This is a genomic window from Dactylococcopsis salina PCC 8305 (assembly GCF_000317615.1).
Taxonomy (GTDB): Bacteria; Cyanobacteriota; Cyanobacteriia; order Cyanobacteriales; family Rubidibacteraceae; genus Halothece; species Halothece salina.
The window spans coordinates 549,404-570,171 of the sequence record NC_019780.1 but is presented as its reverse complement, the minus strand read 5'-3'; the positions used below and the strand labels follow the sequence as shown (position 1 = coordinate 570,171).

Sequence of the window (20,768 nt, the reverse complement as noted above, 5' to 3'; positions counted from 1 at the left end):
CCTCGGATTTGGTAGAGAACTTGGAGCAAACATCACGGCAAAATTTGAATGAATACGAATGAAACCTATATAAATCACCCAACTTTTGGCTTACTTTACCGCGTTTGTATTATTGAGTCGAACCAAGAAATTTTTGCTACTCTTTATGCTCAACGTCTCTTTTTTGTAGTGACAGTGAGCGAGGAAGGATTAACCTTTGAAAGCAAAAGCCGCTCCGACGCTCGTCTGATGATAGAAAATCGGTTACGGAAACTGCGTCGTCTCGGCGCTAAGGAAGACTATTCCCTCTTAAATGAAACCTATAAACGTATTTTTCAATGACTGGTAAAATCACAAAACGCATTCAAGAACTGAGTGAAACTTTACCGTCACAGGTGAGGTTGATTGCAGTAACAAAAACTGTATCGGAGGAAGCAATACGAGAAGCATACGCCGCAGGAATTCGAGATTTTGGTGAGAATAAAATCCAAGAAGCACTCACCAAACAAAAAGCATTACAAGATTTAAAAGATATTCGCTGGCATTTTATTGGTCATCTTCAAACCAATAAAGCGAAATTGGCTCTCACTCACTTTGATTGGATTCATACTTGTGATCGTGTAAAACTTGCCAGTCGGCTCGATCGACTCCTGGGCGATCTCGAAATCACTTCCCCGAAAATTCTCCTCCAAGTGAAACCGCTATCTGATCCCAACAAATACGGCTGGACAATTCCCGAATTATTAGACGCACTCCCCACTCTTGAACAGTATCATCATTTAAGTATTCAAGGTTTGATGACGATTCTCCCCTTTGGTCAATCCGCAGCAGAAACCCAAACTGGATTTGAGAAAGTCCGTGATTTAGCACAACAAATTCAATCTCAAAATCATCATTTTTCCATGAAAGAACTCTCAATGGGAATGTCTGGGGATTATCCTCTCGCCATAGAAGCAGGAGCAACCATGATTCGGTTAGGACAAACGATTTTTGGCAAACGTCCCCAATAGTCAGTGACCAGTGATCAGTGACCAGTGATCAGTGACCAGTGATCAGTGACCAGTGATCAGTAACCAGTGATCAGTGACCAGTGATCAGTGACCAGTGATCAGTGACCAGTGATCAGTAACCAGTGATCACTGGTCACTGATCAGTGACCAGTGATCAGTGACCAGTGATCAGTGACCAGTGAACAAATAACAAATATTGATGTTGGGTTTCGTTACCTTCACCCAACCTACGGAGTCTTTTGCTGAAGACTTACCATAAGGAAAAGTAGTGGGTGAAATTGGGAAAATATGGTATGCAAGCCGATTCAGGAGTTGTCAGTGTAAATTTAAGGGGGAGAATGAAAAGAACCTGCCTTAGAAAGGGGCGAATATTTGTTTACGGTGTTCCCCAAATTACCGTTTCTCGATCGTATATTACCATCCCTGGTTTTGCTCCTTTTGGTTTATAAACATATTTGGGTTTTGTATAAATAACAGGAACTTGTTGACTTTCTCTCCCGCGACTATGATAAGCAGCAACATTGGCAACAAATTGTAAGTCTTTTTCGTCTGGAATTGCACCAGCAGGTAAGCGTAATAAGACATGACTGCCTGGGATTTCTTGAGCGTGAAACCATAAATCATAATCAGTCGCCAGACGAAAGGTTAACTGATCATTTTGTCGATTATTTCGTCCCACTAAAACCTCATAACCATGAGGAGAATAATAAGTAATGGGTTGGGTTGCTTGCGAGGTCGATCGTTCTCTTTGGGGAATAATATAGCCTTGTTCGATTAATTCTTCTTGAATTTCTTTTAGGGTTTGTAAATCTTCCCCTTGCTGATAATCTTTTAATTGTTTGAGTGCAGCTTCCACTTGCTGTAAATAATTAATTTCTTGATTAGTTTCTCCTAATAAAGGTTCTACCGCCGTGCGAGCGCGTTTTAATTTTTGATGACGTTTATAGTAACTTTGAGCGTTTTGAATCGCATTTTTTTCTGGGTTAAGGGGAATACGGATTAAGTCTCCTGTCTCAAAATCAGGTAACTCTATGGCATCCATTCCAGGTTCCCATTGATAGGAATAAGCCATCAATAAGTCTCCCCGTTGACGATAGATTTCCGCCTCATCTGATTGTTTCAATCGCTGTTGAAAGGTTTCTTGTTTTTGGGTTTGTTTTTTAATTAAGTTACTAACTTTCTGGAAGAGTTGGTGATGAAGTTGTTTAAAAACTTGTTGATTCAGTTGTTCGGTGTAATAATCTTTAATGATGGTTTGGATTGAAGAAACTGGTTCAATCATTCCCCAACCTAAAACTGTAAAACCGTTTTCTGTCCAACCTGGTTGGAATTGTTCACTTTCGAGAATGTGTAACCATTCTTGCCAAATTTGAAAGAGCGTATTCCAGTTTTCTTGAGTAAGCGTGTCAGCGGTTTGTTGAGGGTTTAAGTCAGCACGTTGGATCATTGCTTTTACTAAATTTGGTCCCAAACCGCGATAAGTTTTGAGGAGTTGTTGTTTCAATTGGGTGGGAATTAAACTGACTTTTTCTTGCCAGGTTTCTTGGTATTCCTTAACATTGGGGATGCTTCCAGTGAGGGGAGGAGGAGGTTCGTAAATGTGTCCAGTTTGAATGGGACGCAAACTGGATTTTTCTGCACTGACTTGGTGTGCGGCGGTGATAATTTGTTGATTAGCATCGGTAAGAATAATGTTGCTGTATTTCCCCATAATTTCAGCGTAGAGATGCCATAAAGGGGGGTCGTCGGGTCGGGGGGCGAATTGGAAGTTAATCACCCGTTCCCAGGGCGAAATTAGGGGCATTGCTGTGAGTGCTAAACCTTGCAGTTGATGGCGAAGTTGGTCGCTAAAGGTGAAGGTGTCGGGAGTGCGAGGCGGTGCGTCATCAAGGCAAATTCTGGCGGCTTGAGGATGCCAAGAAAGGGTTAACCAATCTCTTCCTTTTAGGGTACGGAGGGCTAGAGATATTGTAGCGCGATCGCGCTGATAGACTTGTTCAAGACGAGCAGGTAGCCAACCTTTCCGTAATTCGGCGCAAATGGCTCTGAGAGTGGTTAAATCAACGGGCTGCATAGGTTTCTGGAAAAATAAAGCAATGCTTTTCTAGTGTAATCCAGTCACCAATAATGAAACCCAACATCAGCAATGAAACCCAACAGGATGTCGGTTCGGTGCAATGATAATGAAACCCAACGGGATGTCGGTTCGGTGCAATGATAATGAAACCCAACATCAAGCAGCAATTTTGCAATGTTGGGTTATCACCCAACCTACGGATAACATTTGTTGGGTTATCACCCAACCGACAGAAAAAAATTTTTAGCGTTTTATCTTCCTTCTATTTACAAAAACCAAGATATTAGAATTTTAATCAACAGATTCCCCGATCGAGCAACCTCTGTAAACAACACTGATAAAATAAAAACATTTGCCTATTCTCTATGATTCTATGCTAGTTCCCATCACTCGCAAGAAATTTGAGCAATTAATCCCCTTCACAGCCACTGCCGAACAATATCGCTATTATGCGGGTGAGTGGCCCGATTTTCTCCGTAAACTGTTAATCTCGTTTGTGGGGGTTGTTGTGATTTGGTTACTGGGAGAAATTACTAGGAGTGGTGGGGCGACAACTTCTTTATTTTGCGCGATCGCTGGTTTATATTGGTTATGGTCTCCAGTTTACTGGGCAACTCGACGCAATAGCACTTATCGCCGTTTTCCTTATAGTGGGTTTTGGCGAGGGCGAGTTTTAGAAGTCTTTGTCAGCGAAGAGTTAGTGGGAACAGAAGAAACCGTTAACGAACAGGGAGAATTAGTCATTGTCGAAAACCGAGAACGGCGAATTAACCTACAAGTGGGGGATAAAAGTGGTTTTGAAATCCAAATTCAAGCCCCTCTCCGTCGTCTCCATCGCAACATTAAAACCGGTCAAGTGGTGGAATTATTAGTTCTATCTAAAGACCCTGATCTGGCTCGTATCAGCAAAATTAGTGATGCTTATCTCCCACAACTTGATCTCTGGGTCAGTAATTATCCTGTCTTGAGACGAGATACTTTTATTGAAGTGAGTTTAGAATTGAGAAAACCTGCTAGGCGTTCCTACAGCAGAAAACGTTAAGCCCCCCAGCCCCCAATTATGGGGGAGTAATTGCCTAACGAGGTAAGATAAAAGTAATGTGGCGATCGCGCAATTCGGTTAACTATCGCTTGATCCAAACTTATGCAACCCGCCTCTTTTCTCAATCAAAAAAAACGAAAACAGTCCTGGTGGAAACGAAAACTGCGCTATCTCTATTTACGAATCATTCGTTTGCGTAGTACCACCCCAGCAATTGCGCGGGGTTTAGCCATGGGAGTTTTTGCTGGTTTATTCCCTTTTTTTGGCGCACAAACCCTTCTCGGCGTTCTTTTGGCGATTTTAGTACGAGGAAACAAAATTACTGCCGCCGTTGGCACTTGGATTAGTAATCCTTTGACTTATATTCCCATTTATTTATTTAACTTTAAAGTGGGACAATTCTTGTTAGGAACTCACTATTTATCGACGGATATTGATTGGACTTCTAGCACAGAAATTTTAGAAGCGGGAAAAACCTTTATTGCAACCTTATTATTAGGATGTACGGTTGTGGGCGCGATCGTTGCGATCAATGCCTATTTTATCGGATTATGGCTCATTCCGAAGCTACGAAATAAGAATTAAGAAAAGCGATTAATGAAAGTTGTTGAGATTTTATCTACAGAAGAAATCAGACGTGCGATTACTCGATTAGCGTCTCAAGTCATCGAAAAAGCTGATAATTTATCTAATCTTGTGCTTTTAGGGATTCACACCAGAGGTGTTCCCCTGGCGAAAATGTTAGGACAACAAATTGAGACGTTAGAAGGGGTTTCTGTCGCCGTTGGCGCTTTAGATATTACCTTTTATCGAGACGATTTAGATCAAATTAAAACTCGGACTCCTGCTAAAACTGATATTCCCTTTGATTTAACGAACAAAACGGTGGTTTTAGTGGATGATGTTATTTATAAAGGACGTACCGCCCGCGCTGCTTTGAATGCGGTCACAGAATATGGGCGACCTGTTAGCATTTGGTTGGTGGTTCTGGTCGATCGCGGACACCGTCAGCTTCCCATTCATCCTGATTTTGTGGGGAAAACTCTCCCCACTTCTACAGAGGAACAGGTTAAGGTTTATTTACAGCCCCTTGATGGACGGGATGCGGTGGAACTTACTAAATAGGAGTTTATATATTTGTGTTGGGTTTCGCTTCGCTTCACCCAACCTACTTTTCTAAATAGGGTTCTGGTAATCTTGTAATGCTTTCACATCTAATGATCCAGATTGTAACGATCGAATGCCTTGGACATTAGCATTTGCACCCGCGATCGTTGTCACCATCGGAATTTTATAAGCTAAAGCGGTGCGTCGAATTAATTGTCCGTCGGTTTGTGCTTCCTGTCCAGTGGGTGTATTAATAATCAGTTGAATCTCACGGTTTTTAATTGCATCTAACACATGAGGACGACCTTGATGTAATTTCAAAAGTAATCCCACTGTTAAGCCTTCTGCTTCTAAGGCGACTTTTGTGCCTTCAGTGGCGATAATATTAAATCCTAATGCTATAAATTCTTTAATCACAGGAATCACCGCTTTTTTATCTCGATCGTTCGTGGAAACAAAAACCGTTCCTGATAGGGGTAAACGTTGACCAGCGGCTAATTCTGCTTTGGCAAACGCTTTCCCAAAATCATAGTCGATTCCCATCACTTCCCCAGTAGAACGCATTTCTGGACCGAGAATAACATCGGTTTCGGGGAATTTTTCAAAGGGTAAAACTGCCTCTTTTACCGCAATATGTCGCGGTTGCGGTTCTTGGGTAAAGTTTAACTCAGGTAGGGTTTGTCCAGACATCACCAGCGAGGCAATTTTCGCAAGGGGAACACCAGTGGCTTTAGAGACAAAGGGAACGGTTCGAGAAGCGCGGGGGTTGGCTTCTAAAATGTAAACTGTTTCTCCTTGAACCGCAAATTGGATATTCATTAATCCCACAACTTTCAGCGCTTTTGCGAGTTGTTCTGTACCTTTGCGGATAGTATTGACCACAGTTTCACTGAGAGAGACATAGGGGAGAGAACAAGCTGAGTCCCCAGAATGAATCCCCGCTTGTTCAATGTGTTCCATAATACCGCCAATGACCACATTTCCTTGTTGATCTGCGATCGCATCTACATCCACTTCGATCGCGTTTTCTAAAAACTTATCAATCAGAATCGGATGTTCGGGTTCTACTTGCACCGCAAAACTCATATAATGTTCTAACTCTTGGTCAGAATAGACGATTTCCATCGCCCGACCCCCCAACACATAAGACGGACGCACAACGACGGGATAGCCAATATTTCCTGCGATCACCAACGCTTCCTCATAACTTCTCGCCAGTCCATTGGGAGGCTGATCAATCACTAATTGCCGTAAAATTTGCTCAAATCGTTCTCTGTCTTCTGCGATATCGATCGAGTCGGGAGACGTTCCCCAAATCTTAGTAGGAATCGTATCTTGATGTTGGTCGAGATATTCTTCTAGAGAAACCGCTAGTTTTAACGGCGTTTGTCCCCCAAACTGAATAATAATCCCTTGCGGACGTTCCACAGCGATGATATTAAAAACATCTTCCCGTGTTAAGGGTTCAAAATACAATCGATCACTGGTATCGTAATCGGTGGAAACCGTTTCGGGATTCGAGTTCACCATAATCGTCTCATAACCCGCATCGGACAGGGAAAAAGACGCATGACAACAGCAATAATCAAATTCAATTCCTTGTCCAATGCGATTCGGTCCACCGCCTAAAATCATCACTTTTGGCTTTTCAGAAGGAATCACCTCTGATTCTCCCTCCTCATAGGTGGAATAATAATAGGGAGTAAACGCTTCAAATTCTGCGGCGCAGGTATCCACCATTTTATAAACGGGAAAAATGTTGAGATCGCCCCGTTTTTTTGCCACTGCGGCTTCTGTGGTTTCCGTAGCGAAGGCAATTTGTGGATCGCTGAAACCCAGTTGTTTGATTTCTCGCATTTGTTCGGCGGTGATGGCTTCGAGAGGGGTTGCTTTCAGGAATTTTTCCCCTGCAATAATGCTAGATAAGTGGTTTAAGAACCAAGGATCGATCGCCGTTAGCTGATGAATCTCCTCTGTTGTCATTCCCAACTGGAAAGCGTGGCGCACCGTAAAGATGCGATCGGGCGTTGCGGTGCGTAATTGGGCGCGAATTTGATTAACAGAGGGCAATTTTTCCTTCTGGTCGCATCCCCACCCATAACGCCCAGTTTCGAGGGAACGTAGTGCTTTTTGGAAGGATTCGCAGAAAGTGCGCCCGATCGCCATGGCTTCCCCTACTGACTTCATTTGTGTGCTAAGGTTTGGTTTAGAGCCAGGGAACTTTTCAAAGGTGAAGCGAGGAATTTTTGTCACCACATAATCAATTGTCGGTTCAAAGGAAGCTGGAGTTTGCTTCGTGATGTCGTTGGGAATTTCATTGAGGGTGTAACCCACCGCTAACTTCGCCGCAAATTTAGCAATAGGAAATCCCGTCGCTTTCGAGGCTAAAGCAGAAGAACGAGACACGCGAGGATTCATTTCAATTACCACCACTTCCCCATCCACTGGGTTAACGGCAAATTGAATATTTGATCCGCCTGTTTCGACTCCAATTTCACGGATAATTTGTTTAGAATAGTCTCGTAAGCGTTGATATTCTTTATCGGTGAGCGTTTGCGCGGGTGCGACTGTAATCGAGTCTCCTGTATGCACTCCCATCGGATCAAGGTTTTCGATCGAGCAAATAATCACCACATTATCCGCCAGATCACGCATCACCTCTAATTCGTATTCTTTCCAACCCAGCAACGATCGCTCAATGAGAATCTGAGAAACGGGACTCGCATCCAGTCCTTGCTGCGCTTTTTCTTCAAATTCCTCTTGATTGTAAGCGATACCGCCGCCACTCCCGCCGAGAGTATAAGCAGGACGAATAATGATCGGATAGCTACCAATTTCTTCTAGGGCGATCGTCCGTGCTTGCTTTAAATTACTAGCAATTCCTGATGGACACACAGGAATATTAATCCGCGCCATTGCCTCCTTAAACAACTGGCGATCTTCTGCCATTGTAATTGCTGGTAATTTCGCCCCAATCAACTCCACCTGATACCGTTCCAAAATCCCAGCTTGTGCCAACTCCACCGCCACATTTAACGCCGTTTGTCCTCCCATCGTCGGTAGAAGCGCGTCAGGACGTTCTTTCGCAATCACCTTTTCCACAATTTCAGCCGTTAACGGTTCAATGTAGGTGCGTTCCGTCGTTTCTGGATCGGTCATAATCGTTGCGGGGTTAGAATTGACCAATACCACCTCATAACCTTCTTCTCGTAGTGCTTTACAAGCCTGCGTTCCAGAATAGTCAAACTCACAGGCTTGTCCAATAATAATCGGACCAGCACCCAACACTAGAATTTTTTTTAAATCGGTACGACGGGGCATATTTTTCTTACGGAGGTCTTACGCACGTTTAAGCCTCAGTTATTTTACCAAAAATGTCGCTGTTACAATTTTTGATTTCATGTTTTTCTGAAGGGGGGATTTGACAATGGTTTAAGATATTTCAATTCTTCATCAGTTAGAGGAGGATTGTCAGGATCATCAAGTGCGTTTTGCTCGATTTCCTCCTCAGTCATGTTATTCACTCGTTCCCAATCGGTTAAGTCTTCCATTTGATCAAGTTTATCCCAAGTAACTCTGGTAATAGATTCGTTTTTCATTTTTGCTTGCTTTTCTTGCGCTGATAATTCTGATTTTGTCATTGCGATAAGTCAAACGTAGGTTGGGTGGAGAATACGAAACCCAACAACAATCAGTCAAACGTAGGTTGTGTAGAGACGTTCCATGGAACGTCTCTACACGAAACCCAACATCAATCAGTTACCAGTAATATAGCAATCCCATAAGAATTGTAAATCAATCCCCCCTAACCCCCCTTCGTAAGGGGGGAACGGTTTATCAACTTTTTACAAATGAATTAGAACTGCTATAGCAATCCCATAAGAATTGTCAATCAATCCCCCCTAACCCCCCTTCGTAAGGGGGGAACGGTTTATCAACTTTTTACAAATGAATTAGAACTGCTATAGCAATCCCATAAGAATTGTCAATCAATCCCCCCTAACCCCCCTTCGTAAGGGGGGAACAGTTAATCAACTTTTTACGATCGTCTTATCATCTCTCAATCTCTGGCTGAAAGCATTCCGATCGTGACACTTGATGCAGCTTTTAGCCACTATTCGATCGCACTCCGTTTGATCAGGTAAGGGCGATCGAGCGCCCCTACGGAAATTGAGAAACTAAGCGAAACGACGACGCAGTAGCGGCTGAATGAGAAAGAGAATTACTAAATCAAAAGCAACTAAAGCGAGAATGGATGCGCCGAAGGAGAAGTTAAACCAGGATGTTTCTAAAACCGTGCTGGTGAGACTCCATTCTCCGTTGAGATAAATATAGCGAATTGGTTCGATCGCGTAGGTTAAAGGATTGACACTCGCCACAACTTTTAACCAGTCTGCCATAAAGTTTAAAGGCGCAAGGGCGGTACTGGCAAACAGTAGGGGAAGATTCGTCACAAAGATCACTGCAATCAGTTCGATGTGACCGGGTAACGCAAAGGCTAAACCGAGACTTAAAGCAGTGACACCAGCGACAATTAAGAACACAATCAATGCGATCGCGCCTAAACCTGCTAAACTGGGTAAACCAGCGCCGATTACCGCACTTAACGCCACGATCGAGGCGGTTTGTAACAAGCTGAGACTAATAATATAAATCGTAGAAGCCGCAACGATCGAATAGCGAGAACTCAACGGCGCGACTAGCAAACGATTGAGAAAACCAAACTCTCGATCGAACATCACAGGAAGTCCCGCATTTAAAGCCCCCGAAAAAGCAGTAAATACAATCACACCAGGGGCGAGAAACTTCCCATAACTCAGCCCTTCTCCTAACAACCCTTCTGGTGCATACTGAAACAAAGCACCAAACAAAATCAACCACATTAACGGTTGAATAATCCCAGCGACGAGGGTAGAAGGGCGACGTTTTAATTGGATAAAGAGACGTTTGGTTAAAGCCCCCGTTTCTTGGAAAAATTCACCAACGGGATTTTCCGAACTGGTTTCCTGTTCGATCGCAATGGAATTTGGGGATAAAGGGGTCATACTATCACTCATAATTTGTGTTCTCCTATGTTTTCTCGATTAACTTCCTTTCATCGCTTGTTTTTTCTCCGCTTTGAGATCACGATTACTCGCTGCTGCCATTTCCGCATCCATTAAAGTGCGTCCAGTGGCGGCGAGATAAACATCATCTAAACTGGGACGAGATTGAGAAATGCCGAAGGTGGGTAAGTCTAAATTAGAGAGAGTTTGCTCGATCGAACCAATGGGATTACTATTGGGTTCTACCACCAAATTCAGGGAATTTCCCTGCGCGGGATTAACAATAATTTCTCTAACAAAATCTAAATTAGAGAGATGGGTTTTTGCTTTTTCCGCTTCTGCTGTGGGAGTAAACTCTCGGATGCGGAGGGTAACTCGATCGCCCCCTAAACGGTCTTTCAACTCATTAGGCGTACCACTGGCGATAACTTCTCCTTGGTCGATGATAGCAACTCGATCGGCGAGAGCATCCACCTCTTCTAAATAATGGCTAGTCAGGAGAACCGTTGTTCCCGCTTCCCGCAACTTTCGCAGAAAATCCCAAACCACAAAACGGCTTTCGATATCCAATCCAACAGTTGGTTCATCTAACACCAACACATCGGGTTGATGAAGTAATCCCGCCGCGAGATCGAGGCGTTTTTTTAAGCCACCAGAATAAGTTCCTGTTTTTTTGTGAGCGTAATCTTCTAATCCTAGTAACTTCAACAATTGGGGAATGCGTTCCCGCGCGATCGATCTCGGGATATGATACAAACTAGCTTGGAGTTGTAATAACTCTTCTCCAGTGAGAACCTTATCCAAAGCCACCTCTTGCGCCACATAACCCAGTTTCCGTCGCGCCGCTTTCGGTTGTTCGATGCTAGAGACACCCCCCACCGTCACACGCCCTTGATCAGGTTTCGTTAACGTACATAAACAGCGTATGGTGGTTGTCTTTCCCGCGCCGTTGGGCCCCAGCAACCCGAAGATTTCTCCAGGTTGGACAGTAAAGGTAACATCTTTAACTGCTGCTACCTCACCATAGGATTTTTGCAAGTGTTCGATGGAAACAGCAGGTGTCATAAATGTTTAATCCTCAGATTTCATGGCAATGTTATCTAGGGACGTGCCACAGCACATCCCTACCTTCTATGGTACATTGCTAAAATTTTTCCCCAATCCCAAAATGAATGCGACTCTCTCCCTCATCATTCAAGCCAAAATCAACTCGAATCGCCCCTAATGGGGATTGTACTCGCACACCAGCACCATAACCGAAACCACTGCCAGGTTTACCTCGTACCTCCGCCGGTTCCCCTGGAACATCGTCTCCTGTTCCTAAATCCGTTCCCACATCCACAAATAAAGCACCGCCAACAATGGAGAAAATGGGGAAACGATATTCGGCGGTTGCTTGGACAAAACTCCGTCCAGCCCCCACATCACCTTGTTCATAGCCTCGCACAGAATTACTTCCTCCTAAAGTAAAGGCTTCATAAGGAGGTAAATCACCAAGAACGGTTCCCGCTTGTAAATTAAAGGCAAGAGTTTCTCCTCCTTCCTCACTAAAGCTGGTGAAGTCAACCGGGATAAAATAACTGTAACTGCCTCGAATGCGATTAAAGAAGATATTTCCTGAACCGACAGGAATCGATTGATCGACTCCTAAACGCAACACCGAACCACTGGTGGTTTGACTGGAACGATTGCGTCGATCGCGCACTGCGTCTAATTCTAGGACAAATAAATCATCCTTCCCACTTTCATCAAACGCCAATTGATTCCCAAACTCATCCACTGGTGAAATCTCCCCATCATCGTCTTCAATTTGCACCCGTTCGTAATTTAAACCAGCCGAGACTCTCCAATCAGCACGAGTAAAGGGATCAGGGGCTAACGGACGACTAAAGGTTAAGCCGCCTCCTGTTCTCACTACACGGGGGGTGTCACCGTTGGGTAAATCCACATCTTCTTCCCCTTCATCAAAAATCACAGAAAGAGAACGACGACGGAATAAATTCACCGCGTAGGAAGTGCGCTTGGGATCACCAGCAATCCAAGGGTCAACAAAACGGGTATTAAAGAGGAGGGTTCTTCCCCCCACTTGGACTTCTGTGGATAAGTTTTGATTATTTCCCCCTAAATTTCGTTCTTGATAGCTAATTGTCCCAAAAAGACCACTGGAAGAGCTAACACCAGCGCCAGCACCAATTGACCCTGTATTTCCTTCTATCACATCAAAATTTAAAACCACTTTTCGCGGATCATCACCAGGGGTAAAAGAAAGACTGGCATCCTCAAAAATACCTAAACCAAAAATTCGTTCTAAATCAGAGCGAGCGGTTTGTCGTTTAAATACATCTCCTTCTGATAACTCAACTTCTCGCGTCACAATAAAATCACGGGTTTTCCCCTCAATTTGTTCTCCCTCTTCATCAAAAATCCGAACTTGGATATCTTCAATGACTCCTTCGGCGACGGTTAGCGTCACCACGCCATCAGAAGATACTTCTGGAGAACCAACCACTTGCGCTAAGTCAAAACCGTTCTCTTGATACCATTGGTTTAATTCGTCTATATTGCCTTGTAATTCTTGTAAGTTTAGAATCTCCCCATATTGTTCCCTAAAAATTTCATCAACAACCGATGCGGGTAATACTCTTTCTTCGACTCCTTCGGGAACTGTTGTCACTTCTACTTCTTCTAAAACTGGGTTCGGTTCGACAACAAAGGTTACTCGCACTCCTAAAGGGGTGTCTTCGGGAACAACTCTCACGTTAGCGAAAAAACCAGTGGCAAAGATTGCGTTCACATCTTCTTGTAGTTGAGAACGAGTGGTTAAGCGTCCAGGTTGGACATCTGTCGCTTCAAAAACCACATCTTCTAATTCTCCTTCTACTCCTTCTACATCTACTTCTACGATTAAAACTTGTGGCTCTTCGGCAGGAGCGTTATTATTGGGAGATTGAGACGGTAAGGGTTCAAAATTATTATTCTGACTCAGGTTTTCTGTGTTTCCCTCAGTTTGAGCCAACATGGGCTTTGGGTAACTGATTAAAGAACACAGCACTGCGGTTGCAATTACTGGAGATAAATGTTGCTTTTTTCGTTTTTTTAACACTGCCACACACCAAATTGATTAATTGTTAATTAGCTAATTTTTGATTATTCATTGTTTATTGTCAATTTAAACTGTGACAATATTCGGGTTTGCACTTCCTGATAGGCGTTTTCGACGTTTCCTAAGTCTTTCCGAAAGCGATCTTTGTCCATTACCCGATCGTCTGATTCTTCGCTTTGGCTTTGATCCCATAAGCGACAAGTATCAGGGCTGATTTCATCGGCTAAAAGTAGATTTTGCTCTGAATCTAAACCAAATTCTAGTTTGAAATCAACGAGGGTAATTTTACAGTCATTAAAAAAGGTTTTTAAGTGAGTGTTAATGGCAAGTGCTTTGTTTTGCAGTTGTTCCAGTTGGTTGAGGGTGGCAAGATTGAGAATTAAAATTCGATCGCGCGTCAGTAAGGGATCGCCTAATTCGTCTTTTTTGTAATAAAATTCTACGAGGGGAAAAGGTAGATTTGTCCCTTCTTCTAAACCTGTTTCTCGACATAAACTTCCCGCCGCGATGTTTCGCACCACTACTTCTAAGGGAAGAATCGTTACTGCTTTTACTCGCATTTGTTTCGCTGACGGTTGATCGATGTAGTGGGTGGCGATTCCTTGTTTTTCTAATAGTTGAAAGAGAACACTACTGATTTTACAGTTGATTTCTCCTTTTTGCTCGATCGTTCCTCGTTTTTGAGCGTTAAATGCGGTTGCATCATCTTTAAATTCTGTTAGTAATATATTCGGATTATCCGTCGGATAGATGATTTTTGCTTTTCCTTCGTATAATTTTTGTTCCATCACCTTTGTTTACCTGTTATCACCAGAAAGCCTCTATTATAATCTTTCCCTGCGATTGATAGCGTCGAAGTGATTTTAATCTTTCAGCCAGAACTGTAGCGGATCAGGAGTAGGCTGACAAGGGGGCCAATTTTGCAGTTGTGATTCTGGTAAGCCTTGAGGAGGGGGAGGAGGGAGGGCTAACCCTAAACAAAGGTGAGTGAGGATGGAGCAGAAGGCGGGGTGATGCCCTGCAATTCCGATTTGTGCGTGGGCGTATTCGTGGGCAACCGCATTGAGCCAGTGCGGTTGGATGATGCGACCGACATCAATTAAAATTGTGATGGGGTCTGCTTCGAGATTACACAAGGCATCAATTTTGAGGTGGGGTGCAAATGGGGTGGCGAAAATTTGTATGGGGAGACGCTGTTCTGGATAAAAACAGTTTTGACATCGATCGAGCAAACTGACCAGATTTTCATTAATGCTGGTAATTTTTCGCCCGATCGTGCGACAAATCTGCTCTTCCCACTGCTGACTCACTCTTAATTCCACTAAGCTGGGATCAAAAGCAAGGTGTCGCATTTGTTCTAGATAAACCCTCCCCTGCGCCACTTCCGAACTCAGCAATTACCACCCCCAAAAAGATTGAACCCCATCTTGATCCGTTGTTTCTGAAGTTGCGCCATCAGTGTTATCCACCCGAATTTCGGCGCAAAATGTGGCGGTACTTAAGCCACCAAAGCGTTTAACGGTACTGGTTCGCAGTCTGAGACTGGGATGAGGAAACCAAAAGCGCTCGTTAATGCTCATGGTGTCATATTCTGTGATTAAAACCAGTGCGTCTTCTTGGTCGATGTGATATTCTCCCATGACGGGAACAACTTCCGCATATCCTCTTTCTCGCAAGAGTTTTCCTTGTTGCGGATTTTCTTGATCAGGAACAAGGGAAAAAACACTGGTTCCTGAATGGTCTTCCCCTTCTTTATCCCATTCCATCGCGCCATCCCAACTGACGAACGCACCACCAACGGCGTTACTAGGATCAACGGAGTGCATCTGACAAATTTCTGCGATGCGATGATCTTCAGCACCTAGAGATTTTACGGTAATGTCTGAACCCCCAGTTTCAGCGCGACGAAAGGGGAGATGGTGGGTTGTACGCAATGAGTACCATTGACCCGCGCTTTTTTGGAAAAATTGCAGTCCGTCCATTCCTTTTTTCACTCCTTAATGATTATTTAATACTATGAGAGCGCCAACGATTGATCTGTTTTTCTCCGATGTTAGCGAAACTTTGTAGCTGTTGGATTTGTGCTTTTAATTCCTTAATTTGTTGGTCTTTAGCGGCGGTTTCACTTTCTGTCTGACTGGAGATTGCTGTTAGTTGTGCTTGGAGTTGGTTGATTTCCTGACGATGCTTCGATCGCGCTTCTTCTAACTCGTTAATATACACTTCTTGCTGTTGATTTTGTAGAGAAATATGTTGATATTGCTGTTGAATTTCTTCTTGTTGCGCTAACTGTTTTTCCAATTTGGCAATCTGTGAGTCTTTTTCCGCAATTGTTGCTTCTAATTGACTGACTTGTTCTGTATTTTCTACATTACCGTTTTGATTTTCTAATTCTCCGAATCCTTTTGCTCTTTTTGTCCGTTTTGTTGCCATATTTGTTTGTTATTTGTTTGTTTGTTACTGTTGAATTTTGGGTATTAAGTTTGAGAACTACTGGTAACTGATCACTGGTCACTGATTGATGTTGGGTTTCGTAAACTCCACCCAACCTACAACTGATCACTGGTCACTGGTCACTGATCACTGGTCACTGATCACTGGTCACTGTTTAAGGGGTACTCACTTTCTGTTCTACCCCAAACCCAACCAGTCTAACGTTTTTTAATGATTCTCCTGCTGGCGGCCGATCGTAATTAATAATTTTACGGATTCTTAGGTTGGGGTTAACGAGAGTGATTGAATCCACAGACACGACTTGGGTGTAAGGTGTCGTCATTAACAATTCTGACACAGTGGGATCAAAGCGAAAATGAGACACGATCGGGCGAGATTCTTCATAGGCGCGATCGCGCAGATAATCCCCTTCTAACATTTTTCCCGCTTGCGTTTTGGGAACAAACAAAGCATTCAGAGACTGCGCCACTTCCTCCCCTTTATCGGAAATGGTATGAAAAGAAAGCTGAAACCCTGACAGCACAACATTTTGGTCAGAGATATCATATTGATTATCTACCAAAACCTTCGTCTGCAATTCTGGCGTGAGGGGCTTCACTTCAAACTTCGTGTGCGATCGCTCTACTTCTTGACGGGTGAGATAGTGATAAGTGCGCTCAATATCCCAGTGACCTAAACAACAGTCAAAAAAATGTTGTAACTCTGCTGTGTCCATTATTTCAATATCAATAAACTTTTTTTAATCTAACTTAAGCAACCATTTTCAGTCGCTCCCTGTTAACGAAGCTGAGACTGTTTAGCTTGTAACGCTTCAATTTTTGCATCTATCCTCATTATTTCTGGATTTTTCCCAATGTTTGCCATTGCGGTTTTATGAGGCACATCAACTCGCCGTGCTGACTGAAACAAATCATTTACAATCCTTTCTCGATATCTTTCCAATTCAGTGATCGCTTGTTCTATTTCTTCTGGTGAGCAGAGCCTCTTCTGCTGATCTAACATCTTGACCACATCCTTTGATTGCCGAACTTGCCTTAATTCTCCCAAAAGCTGTTCTTAACTGCCAGATTTATTAAGGAAAGTTAAATCCTCACGGAAGCAAATTGCATAGCATAAAACTTGCTCTTTGCTTCTTATGTTTAGGATATTTTAACTTTCTTTTTGTTTTTAAATCTAACCGTAACAATCTTAATATACTGTAACACAAAAATTAGGAAATAGGGTGTATAAATTTACAAGAAGGGTTTAAGACAACGGCAAAAGTCAAAGGGAATGACGAACTGAGAAATAGGTGAGCTTTCTCATCTAATCAAGAAAACTTCTCATAATTCTTTCTTTCCCGATCGCCAATCCAAACCAAGTCACCCTTCAAACCATAGTCAATACAATCGATCTAAGGAGATTAGAAAACAATGTTCGACGCATTTAGCCGTGTTGTTTCCCAAGCAGATAGCCGTGGTGAGTTTCTCAGCACCGAACAACTCGATGCGCTGACCCAAATGGTTAAAGAGGGTAACAAGCGTTTAGATACCGTTAACCGTATGACCAGCAACAGCGCCAGCATCGTCACCAACGCTGCTCGTGGTTTATTTGCGGATCAACCTCAATTAGTACAACCAGGTGGTAATGCTTACACCAACCGTCGGATGGCTGCTTGCTTACGTGACATGGAAATCATCCTCCGTTACGTGACTTATGCCACTCTCGCTGGTGATGCAAGCGTCCTCGAAGATCGTTGCTTAAACGGACTCCGTGAAACTTATCAAGCACTGGGTGTTCCTGGCGCGTCCGTAGCGGCTGGCGTACAAAAAATGAAAGAAGAAGCAGTTCGTTTGGCGAGTGACCCCAACGGAATTACTCAAGGCGATTGCAGTCAACTGATGTCTGAAGTTGCAAGCTACTTTGATCGCGCTGCGGCTGCGGTTGCTTAAACTGGCTTGTCTAGCTCCCAGAAATGGGAATTTTTGTTTAGCTTAAATCTTTTTTGTAAATCTATTGTCAACGTAACGTTAGGAAGAGAAAACCAAAATGAAAACTCCAATCACCGAAGCCATTGCTGCTGCTGATAGCCAAGGACGTTTCTTAGGAAATACCGAATTACAATCCGCTAATGGTCGTTTTGAACGTGCTTTAGCAAGCATGGAAGCGGCTCGTGGACTGACTCAAAAGTCCAATGATTTAATCAACGGCGCAGCGAACGCAGTTTATCAGAAGTTCCCTTACACCACTCAAATGCAGGGACCCCAATACGCTCATGATCAGCGTGGCAAAGATAAATGCGCTCGTGACATTGGTCACTACCTCCGCATGGTTACTTATTGCCTCATCGCAGGTGGTACTGGTCCAATGGATGAATACCTCATCGCAGGGTTAGATGAAATCAACCGTACCTTTGAATTGTCTCCTTCCTGGTATATTGAGGCTCTCAAGCACATCAAAGCGAATCATGGCTTAAATGGTCAAGCGGCTAACGAAGCCAATACCTATCTCGACTATGCAATCAACGCTCTGAGCTAATTGTTCTTAGTGTGAGCCCGGAAGACTGAGCGAATGTTGACCTGGAAATTAGTTCTCCGCGTTAGCATTTGTGAAATTTTTCGGGCTTTGTGATTGTGTTTCACCCAAATGTATAGCTGCAAAATTTTTCTATGGGGAGGGTGTCAAATATGAAAACCTTAGTTGCTTCAAATCTTGCGAATGCGGGACGTTTAGGTTTAGAATCTTTCAGCGGTGATCCAGTTGAACTCCGTTGGAATGCAAGCGAAGATGATTTACAAACGGTGATTCGAGCGGCTTATCGGCAGGTATTAGGAAATGATTATGTAATGGAGTCAGAACGCCTAATTTCTGCAGAATCTTTGTTACGTCAGGGAAACTTGACGGTACGAGGGTTGGTTCGCGCGATCGCCAAGTCCAATTTATATAAAGAAAAGTTTTTTTATCCCAATTCCAATCAGCGTTTTGTTGAATTGAACTTTAAGCATTTGCTTGGTCGTCCGCCTTATGATGAGGAGGAATGGGCGTATCATACAGGGCTATGTGAAGAGAAGGGCGTTGATGCTGAAATTGATTCCTATCTCGATAGTGAAGAATACGTGAGTAAGTTTGGTGAAGACATTGTTCCTTATTACACGGGTTTCCAAGTCGGTTTAGGAGCAAGAACTACCAACTTTACTCGGATGTTCCAATTGTATCGCGGTTATGGTAGCAGCGATCGCGCTCAAGCGGGAGGAAAAGAAGCTCGCTTAACGTGGGAACTGGGCAAAAATGAAGCCTCAACCATTGTTGAACCTTCAACCAGTACCGAAGAAGGAACATCTCGCACCCCTCAAACTGCTTATGGTGGTGTTGGCAATCAAAGCGCCAGAATGTATCGTGTGGAAGTCAGTGGACAAATTGGGCGAAAAATTCGTCCTGTGATCCGCTATAGCAATAATGCTTATCTCGTTCCCTACGATCAGTTATCCCAGCGCTTACAGCAAATTGTCCGTCAAGGCGGAAAAGTGGTCAGTGTCAGACCGGCTTAAAAATACAGGGTAGAGGAGGGAAGAATTGGCTTTTGAAAGTTAGTGTTCCTCCTCTTCCTTTTTTTCAAAAAGGAGTTTAAGAATTATGTACGGTCAAACTACAGTTACGACTCCCAGTAGTGCTGCCAGTCGGATGTATCGCATCGAAGTAGAAGGAATGCGTCAAAGTAGTGAGTCGGATAAACAATCTTATGCGATTCGCAAAAGTGGAAGCGTCTTTTTTACTGTTCCTTATAGCAGAATGAATGAACAGATGCGACGGATTAATCGCATGGGGGGCAAAATTGTTAGTATTGAACCCCTGAACACAGAACCAGAAACTGAAAGTTCTGAAAATTAATTCTCGATCGGGTGGGTTTTTGTTGCCCACCTTAATTATTACAATTGCAATATGGTTCAATCTCCAATTCAACAATTAAGTGTCGAACAATACTGCTGAACAGATTTTTAGTAATTCTCAATTATGACCATTTATGATGCGGAAAGGGCGATCGCGCACTTAAACCAAACTGAAGATTTAAGTTTGCGCTATTATGCAGCTTGGTGGCTGGGAAAATTCCGCGTCACTGATCCGAAAGCAATTGCTGCTTTGTTAACGGCTTTAGAAGATGAAGCCGATCGCTCTCCAGATGGCGGTTATCCCCTACGACGAAACGCCGCCAGAGCATTGGGAAAATTGGGCGACAAGCAAGCTGTTTCTTTGTTAATTGAAAATTTGAACTGTAGTGATTATTATGTGCGAGAAGCCAGCGCTCAGGCTTTAGAGGAAATTGGTGATCCGAAAGCGATTCCTCCCCTCAGAGAATTGTTAGCGGGTGGGGTAGAAGCCGCGCAATCGGTTGCTGGAAAACCCCATTTAGTGCAGCCCTACGAGGCGATAATTGAGGCGTTGGGAACATTGGGGGCGATGGAAGTCAAGGCGGAAATTGAGCCGTTTTTAGACCATCCTGTGGCGAAAGTGCAGTTTGCTACGGCTCGCGCTCTTTATCAGTTGACAAAAGATGAAAAGTATGGTAAGCAATTAATAGATGGACTGAGGGCAGAAAAACTTCCCTTGCGACGTTCGGCATTGATGGATTTAGGAGCAACGGATTATTTACCTGCTGCCAGCGCGATCGCCCAGAGTCCGACGGAAAATAGCTTAAAATTGATTGCATTGAAAGGGATATTAGAAAATCATTTAAAACACCCTGATCAGGAACTATCAGAAGACGCAGTACAGTTATTAACTTTGATGGATTCTCTCTTGTAATTAGTCTATAATTTGTGTTGGGTTTCGGTTTACGCCATCCCTAAGATAACTAATGACTAATGACCAGCTTGCCCTGAGCGTGGTCGTTGGGTGACCAATGACAAATTTTGTTGGGTTTCGTGTACAGACGTTCCATGGAACGTCTGTACCCAACCTACGACTAGAGTTTTTA

At 43.5% G+C, this 20,768-nt stretch carries 23 protein-coding genes; 10 read left to right on the top strand and 13 right to left on the bottom strand.

Translation table 11 applies throughout. From position 1 onward, the window contains the following. Positions 1-48 precede the first annotated feature (48 nt). A complete protein-coding gene (gene pipX / locus DACSA_RS02920; protein WP_015228349.1) occupies positions 49-321 on the top strand; it encodes a transcriptional coactivator PipX in 273 nt (90 codons plus the stop codon). Continuing rightward, positions 318-989, top strand: a complete 672-nt coding sequence (locus DACSA_RS02915) for a YggS family pyridoxal phosphate-dependent enzyme (protein ID WP_015228348.1) — start codon at positions 318-320, stop codon at positions 987-989. Before pipX ends, DACSA_RS02915 begins: the two co-directional genes overlap by 4 nt. Before the next feature lie 376 nt (positions 990-1,365). Here DACSA_RS02915 and DACSA_RS02910 read toward each other — a convergent pair whose 3' ends face one another. Further along, a complete protein-coding gene (locus tag DACSA_RS02910; RefSeq protein ID WP_015228347.1) occupies positions 1,366-3,063 on the bottom strand; it encodes an Rqc2 family fibronectin-binding protein in 1,698 nt (565 codons plus the stop codon). Further along, a complete protein-coding gene (locus DACSA_RS20160; protein WP_156800625.1) occupies positions 3,050-3,223 on the bottom strand; it encodes a hypothetical protein in 174 nt (57 codons plus the stop codon). Before DACSA_RS20160 ends, DACSA_RS02910 begins: the two co-directional genes overlap by 14 nt. A gap of 216 nt (positions 3,224-3,439) precedes the next feature. Here DACSA_RS20160 and DACSA_RS02905 point away from each other — a divergent pair, with 216 nt between their 5' ends. From DACSA_RS02905 to pyrR, 3 genes are all read left to right on the top strand, one after another. Beyond that, positions 3,440-4,108, top strand: a complete 669-nt coding sequence (locus DACSA_RS02905) for a hypothetical protein (RefSeq protein WP_015228346.1) — start codon at positions 3,440-3,442, stop codon at positions 4,106-4,108. 102 nt (positions 4,109-4,210) lie between these two features. Next, positions 4,211-4,693 (top strand): DUF2062 domain-containing protein, encoded by a 483-nt coding sequence (locus tag DACSA_RS02900; RefSeq protein WP_015228345.1) that lies wholly within the window; start codon positions 4,211-4,213, stop codon positions 4,691-4,693. A gap of 12 nt (positions 4,694-4,705) precedes the next feature. Next, entirely contained in the window at positions 4,706-5,233 is a 528-nt protein-coding gene (pyrR, locus tag DACSA_RS02895; RefSeq protein ID WP_015228344.1) for a bifunctional pyr operon transcriptional regulator/uracil phosphoribosyltransferase PyrR, read from the top strand. Positions 5,234-5,284: 51 nt separating this feature from the next. On the opposite strand, the gene carB is transcribed toward pyrR, so the two are convergent. The 11 genes from carB to DACSA_RS02840 form a co-directional block, all read right to left on the bottom strand. Beyond that, positions 5,285-8,536 carry a carbamoyl-phosphate synthase large subunit gene (gene carB, locus DACSA_RS02890; protein WP_015228343.1) on the bottom strand — a complete coding sequence of 1,084 codons (3,252 nt, stop codon included), beginning with the start codon at positions 8,534-8,536 and terminating at the stop codon, positions 5,285-5,287. 77 nt (positions 8,537-8,613) lie between these two features. Next, on the bottom strand, positions 8,614-8,856 hold the full coding sequence (locus DACSA_RS02885) for a hypothetical protein (RefSeq protein ID WP_015228342.1): 243 nt from the start codon (positions 8,854-8,856) through the stop codon (positions 8,614-8,616). Between the two features lie 537 nt (positions 8,857-9,393). After that, entirely contained in the window at positions 9,394-10,272 is an 879-nt protein-coding gene (locus DACSA_RS02880; protein WP_015228341.1) for an ABC transporter permease, read from the bottom strand. A 27-nt stretch (positions 10,273-10,299) separates the two neighbouring features. Continuing rightward, positions 10,300-11,325, bottom strand: a complete 1,026-nt coding sequence (locus tag DACSA_RS02875; protein WP_015228340.1) for a daunorubicin resistance protein DrrA family ABC transporter ATP-binding protein — start codon at positions 11,323-11,325, stop codon at positions 10,300-10,302. A gap of 79 nt (positions 11,326-11,404) precedes the next feature. After that, on the bottom strand, positions 11,405-13,369 hold the full coding sequence (locus DACSA_RS02870) for a BamA/TamA family outer membrane protein (RefSeq protein WP_015228339.1): 1,965 nt from the start codon (positions 13,367-13,369) through the stop codon (positions 11,405-11,407). Positions 13,370-13,407: 38 nt separating this feature from the next. Continuing rightward, the gene (purC, locus tag DACSA_RS02865) at positions 13,408-14,151 is read right to left on the bottom strand and encodes a phosphoribosylaminoimidazolesuccinocarboxamide synthase (protein WP_015228338.1); all 744 of its coding nucleotides are present in this window, start codon (positions 14,149-14,151) and stop codon (positions 13,408-13,410) included. 75 nt (positions 14,152-14,226) lie between these two features. After that, a complete protein-coding gene (locus tag DACSA_RS02860; RefSeq protein WP_198007619.1) occupies positions 14,227-14,760 on the bottom strand; it encodes a hypothetical protein in 534 nt (177 codons plus the stop codon). Further along, entirely contained in the window at positions 14,761-15,345 is a 585-nt protein-coding gene (locus DACSA_RS02855; protein ID WP_015228336.1) for a phycobiliprotein lyase, read from the bottom strand. Between the two features lie 22 nt (positions 15,346-15,367). After that, positions 15,368-15,796, bottom strand: a complete 429-nt coding sequence (locus DACSA_RS02850; RefSeq protein ID WP_015228335.1) for a hypothetical protein — start codon at positions 15,794-15,796, stop codon at positions 15,368-15,370. 175 nt (positions 15,797-15,971) lie between these two features. After that, the gene (locus tag DACSA_RS02845) at positions 15,972-16,532 is read right to left on the bottom strand and encodes a phycobiliprotein lyase (protein WP_015228334.1); all 561 of its coding nucleotides are present in this window, start codon (positions 16,530-16,532) and stop codon (positions 15,972-15,974) included. 62 nt (positions 16,533-16,594) lie between these two features. After that, positions 16,595-16,819 carry a hypothetical protein gene (locus DACSA_RS02840; protein ID WP_015228333.1) on the bottom strand — a complete coding sequence of 75 codons (225 nt, stop codon included), beginning with the start codon at positions 16,817-16,819 and terminating at the stop codon, positions 16,595-16,597. A 410-nt stretch (positions 16,820-17,229) separates the two neighbouring features. Here DACSA_RS02840 and DACSA_RS02835 point away from each other — a divergent pair, with 410 nt between their 5' ends. From DACSA_RS02835 to DACSA_RS02815, 5 genes are all read left to right on the top strand, one after another. Next, positions 17,230-17,748: a phycocyanin subunit beta gene (locus DACSA_RS02835; protein WP_015228332.1), complete on the top strand. Its 519-nt coding sequence runs from the start codon at positions 17,230-17,232 to the stop codon at positions 17,746-17,748. 97 nt (positions 17,749-17,845) lie between these two features. Further along, positions 17,846-18,334 carry a phycocyanin subunit alpha gene (cpcA, locus tag DACSA_RS02830; RefSeq protein ID WP_015228331.1) on the top strand — a complete coding sequence of 163 codons (489 nt, stop codon included), beginning with the start codon at positions 17,846-17,848 and terminating at the stop codon, positions 18,332-18,334. A 149-nt stretch (positions 18,335-18,483) separates the two neighbouring features. After that, complete coding sequence (locus tag DACSA_RS02825) at positions 18,484-19,344, top strand: phycobilisome linker polypeptide (RefSeq protein ID WP_015228330.1); 861 nt, start codon at positions 18,484-18,486, stop codon at positions 19,342-19,344. 85 nt (positions 19,345-19,429) lie between these two features. Beyond that, positions 19,430-19,684, top strand: coding sequence for a phycobilisome linker polypeptide (locus tag DACSA_RS02820; RefSeq protein WP_015228329.1), 255 nt, complete (start codon positions 19,430-19,432; stop codon positions 19,682-19,684). A gap of 123 nt (positions 19,685-19,807) precedes the next feature. Beyond that, on the top strand, positions 19,808-20,596 hold the full coding sequence (locus DACSA_RS02815; RefSeq protein WP_015228328.1) for a HEAT repeat domain-containing protein: 789 nt from the start codon (positions 19,808-19,810) through the stop codon (positions 20,594-20,596). Positions 20,597-20,768: the final 172 nt, after the last annotated feature.